Origin of the sequence: Bartonella queenslandensis AUST/NH15, from assembly GCF_000312585.1 — a bacterium.
GTDB lineage: Bacteria > Pseudomonadota > Alphaproteobacteria > Rhizobiales > Rhizobiaceae > Bartonella > Bartonella queenslandensis_A.
In genome coordinates, this window is the sequence record NZ_HE998293.1 from 1 (window position 1) to 1,030 (window position 1,030).

At 32.6% G+C, this 1,030-nt stretch carries 1 pseudogene; it reads left to right on the top strand.

The window, feature by feature from the left end:
- Positions 1–786: 786 nt before the first annotated feature.
- Positions 787–1,030 (top strand): annotated as a pseudogene (gene purH, locus BN338_RS10235) (bifunctional phosphoribosylaminoimidazolecarboxamide formyltransferase/IMP cyclohydrolase); the annotation flags it as partial.

Below are 1,030 nucleotides of genomic sequence, written 5' to 3' on the forward strand. Positions count from 1 at the left end.
AAAAACTCAAGACCTTTTCCATCTCAAAGGCCGAGTATTGTTAAAGCAAGAGTTATTAAAATATTGAAAACGGATAAAGAGAATGGCTATCCTAACTTGCATCTTTAAATATAGATACAATGGGTCTGTTATACCATTTACGAAAGATTTACACGACACTTTTCACAAGACCACCATAAAATAGAAGTTGATTCATTGAAAAAGCTTTCTTTAGAATAAATATGCGTGAATTCACAATATGATAACGTTTTATTTTGCATGAAGAGTATGATCTCATTAAAAATGTAATGTACAAAAATGTGGGCTAATATGTTATTTTTACTCTAAAAAACCATTCTATTAAAAGTATTGTCATAAATGCTTTTGAAAAACATAAAAGAAAAATGAGCGGACGGTTCTACCGTTATAATTTTATACTCTTGCCGGTTATTTCCCGTTTTAGAGATAACTCAAATGGGTATATGCAATATTCGCGCCTTCATCTTACATACAAAAGCTAATATAGAAGAGAACATATGGATGTGTTTTATGTTTTAAACCTGCTGTAAAAATGAGATGTTGCGTTATAAGCAACAAAAAAACATTTAATATGTCAATGAGGCTTTTATACCTATCACCACATCTCAAATGAGGGTATTTTTACAGGATAATAAAACCAAGGTGAGTCATCATATATTTTAAAAAAGACAGTTTATCCTTTCAGTGTATTTTGCTAAAGGCTTTTGCTATAAGCGTATAAGCTTGTTTTGTTTGAATTTTAACTCTTTCATTTTTAAGGCTTTTATTATGGGTGTTGTTGCCAAAAATTTTCCCATACCTGATCTTCATCGGGTTCGTCGTGTTCTTCTTTCTGTGTCTGATAAAACAGGGGTGGTTGCATTTGCACAAACCCTTCATGCGATTTACAATGTTGAATTGATTTCAACAGGAGGAACAGCCAAAACCCTCATAGCAGCTGGTTTACCCGTAAAAGATGTTGCTGAAGTTACTGGATTTCCTGAAATAATGGATGGGCGTGTAAAAACACTCC